2 protein-coding genes are annotated in these 3,267 nt (G+C 43.6%); both read right to left on the minus strand.

Annotated features, from left to right (window positions below; all coding sequences use genetic code 11):
• Nucleotides 1–126: 126 nt before the first annotated feature.
• A complete protein-coding gene (locus KKD20_01025; GenBank protein ID MBU4331689.1) occupies nt 127–2,532 on the minus strand; it encodes a DUF2341 domain-containing protein in 2,406 nt (801 codons plus the stop codon).
• A 44-nt stretch (nt 2,533–2,576) separates the two neighbouring features.
• The coding region (locus tag KKD20_01030) for a carbohydrate kinase family protein (protein MBU4331690.1) at nt 2,577–3,267 on the minus strand (691 nt) is incomplete at its 5' end.

The following is a 3,267-nucleotide window of genomic DNA, read 5'->3' on the forward strand; positions in this document are numbered from 1 at the left end:
AAAAATTCAAAACCTCACCCCTTTTAATTTTGTAATTTTTTATTCTTGCTAAAAATAACTCTTCAAAATAGCTCCCCTCTCCCGCAACCGCAGTGGCGGGAGAGGGGCCGGGGGTGAGGGAAAAATTCAAAACCTCACCCCTCCCTTAAATATCACTCCTCCCTTTATCCTCGTCTTAACATTCTCCCCTCCGCTCCGAGTCGCCGGAACAGAAAGACTCTCCTCCCCCCCAATCGTCAAAAAACTCGCCACATCGCTCTGGTTATTATACTCCGTAGTAATCCAGCCCTGTGTGCGGGCGGTGTTGGAAATGCGGGCTTCGTCTATGAGACCACTCCAAGCGGGAGCTCCAGGTCCATTTTCTGAACGCCCGATATTGAACACTCCTGACGGATTCGCTATAAAACTCGTGCTGGTGCTCGTGTTTCCGGTTAAAGATCCATTAGTGAATGTTGAAAGATTGATTGTCCCCCCTCCGTGTTCTACAACGATGCTAAAATGATTCCATTTGTTAAAATTTGAATAAGTCGGGTCTGCAAAATTAATACTTGCGCCGGATTGCACAATCCCAGCGAAAAAACTATATACAATTTTAAATTGCGTGGTGCCGACATATATATATTCTGTCTGAGCTTCTAACCCCGATGGGTATTGAGTATTTTGGAATAAACCATAGTTGCCTTCTCTTGTTTTTGTGGCATTAAACCAACCGCTTATTGTTATATTATGGTCTACAATCGGAATTTTATAATTAGTGTTCACATAATCATCCACCCCATCAAAACTTAACCCCTGGCCCGAAATCCCCGCCGCCGGCTTAGCGCCATTGATGACATCGCCGTTATTGCTGTTTCCGCTTCGGTCCAACGCTTCGGCGGTAGTGCTTGCCCAATCCATATCCGCGCCGTTAAAACTCCAATAGCCGACTAAGCCGTTCGTTAATAAACTCGTCTGCGGAGAATTTATTTGCGTGGCGCGAGAACCGCTGACCGGCGCCGTCTCCTCCGCCCCTATTGTCAAAAAGGTTGCTATATTGCTCTGATTATTATACTCCGTAGTAATCCAGCCGGCGGTGCGGGCGGTGTTGGAGACGCGGACTTCGTCTATCTTTCCATTCCAGCCTCGCGTTGTATAAGGCGGAGAGATATTGCCAATAGAAACTGGCATATTAATTTGATAGCCATTAACACCATAATTATAACAAGCACTTAGAGCTCCATTTATATAAACACAAAAGTTTATAGCATTAAATTCTTCATAAATATAATACCAAGTATTAATTACGGGTACTAAAGTATGATTAGTATAAACATTCCCACTTAAACTATTTTTCCAATTCGTGGTTATCCGCGCAGATTCAAAATAAAAACTCGTGCTATTAGCATTGCTAATAGCATAATTGGCTCCCGTGTTTATTGCAGATACATTAAACCAACCAGACCACGACCAATTTGATATTGTAGATGTCGCAAACTCAGAAACACTCACATTATCACCTGTATTGTCAAAATCAAAACTCCCATCAATCTGACCCGCCACTTGGTCACTAGTTGTCATTGATGCCTCAGCTGTTCCATTGTGGGCATACTTTGTTGAATCTTTAATATCGCCGGCTCCGCCAGGCCCTGGGTCTTCCTGCAAATGCTGAACCATAACAAAATTATCATCCCAAACCCCTGTCGTGGTCGCCGTGTCGCTCGCCCCCGCGTTTCCGTAATACATATAAATGGTTTTGTCTGTTGAGCTGGCGATGTCTGTTTTAATCCAATAGGCGATTTCGCCCGTGGTGCTGGCGTATTTTTCCCTTTCATAGTTAAGCAAAGTGCTGTCGTCGCTGTCCACGAATATAATGTCATAGCCGTTGTCATTCCCCACCTTTCCGCCGTTGGTTGTTGTTTTAAGGTCGGCAAGGGTTGTAGTGGCTAAAACTGGAAAAGCGGTTGTGGTTGTGGCGATTTTACTGCCTTGAAGAGTAATGGCTCGTTTGTAAGTCCAAGATGACGAATACCACGGGTCTAAATATCCGTACCCGCCTTTGTCTCCTTTCGCTTCTATGAAAAACTCGCCTTTGCTGTGCGGCTTGAATTTGAGTGTTGCTTTGTAAAAATTCGTTTGTCCGGAATTTATGTTATCCGCCTCGCCGGCGGACAAGTCTGCCTCATTCGTTTTGTTAATCTGCTCAATGCTCGCTACTTCAATATAGTCGCCTTTTGCCGGAATAAATTTCAGATCTACTTTTTGAGATTGCTTGCTGATGTTAGTAACGCTGAAATACACATCGGCTTGGTTAAACCCGTTATATTCTTTCTTGTCGCTTTGGATAATTAAATTCTCGCCTGTGTTGTCGTCGGTCCACGCAAGGGCGATTTTACTGCCGTTAAATTCAAATTCGGTCGGGATGGCGTACTTGTCCAGAAAATCCAGCCGCGTTGCCGCGGAATTTCTTAAATAATTAATACAAAAAACCGCGCCGAAAACAATCGCGAGCAGAATTCCTACTTTCATTATTTCTTTTTTTGACTGGAACGTCATAAATACTTAATTAAAAATGTAAATATCAAAAATCAAAATTACACTTAATAAATCGTCTCCACCTTTATTTTCGGATACTCTCCCCAATCGCCTTTTTTCAAAATGCCTTTTTTTGAACCAAAATACTGGACAACGGAAGTGGCGTTGGCTGTGCCGAGCTGAATGGCATGTTCAATATCGCCTTCGTTTTGAATATATCCGCACACAAAACCGGAGCCAAAAGCGTCGCCGGCGCCGGTTCTTTCCACAACAGGAGAATCAGGGATGCCGGCTATATAATGATTTTTGCCGTCGGAAACTTCAACACCCCTCGGCCCCTTTGACATCACCACGATTCCCTTCACTATTTTATCAAGCTTGGCAAAAATTTCCGGCTCATTTTCCTTTTTATATTCAACGCCCGCGATGAGCGCGGACTCGTCTTCGTTCGCGAGAAAAATATCAACTTGAGCAAGATACGGCTGAAGTTTTTCTCCAAAATTTATCATCCGCTTGCCCGGATTAAACGCCGTTTTAATTCCATTTTTCTTCGCCCAATCCAAAATGTCTTCAAGCAATTTTGTGTTGCCGGCAAGAGAATCAATATAAATCCAATCGCTTTTTAAATTTTCAAAATCAATTTCCTTTTCGCTCAAATAATCATTCGCCCCGCGATATTCCAAAATGGTGCGCTCGCCGTCCATCGCAACCAAAATCGTGGAATAGGCGGTGTTGCGCTCTTTGTCTTTTTGGAAT

Source organism: Patescibacteria group bacterium (assembly GCA_018896645.1).
GTDB lineage: Bacteria > Patescibacteriota > Patescibacteriia > UBA2591 > JABMQE01 > JAHIMF01.

Bases quoted from the DNA above. Each gene is read 5' to 3' on its own strand.
- KKD20_01025 (MBU4331689.1), bottom strand. From the start codon at position 2,532: ATGACGTTCCAGTCAAAAAAAGAAATAATGAAAGTAGGAATTCTGCTC.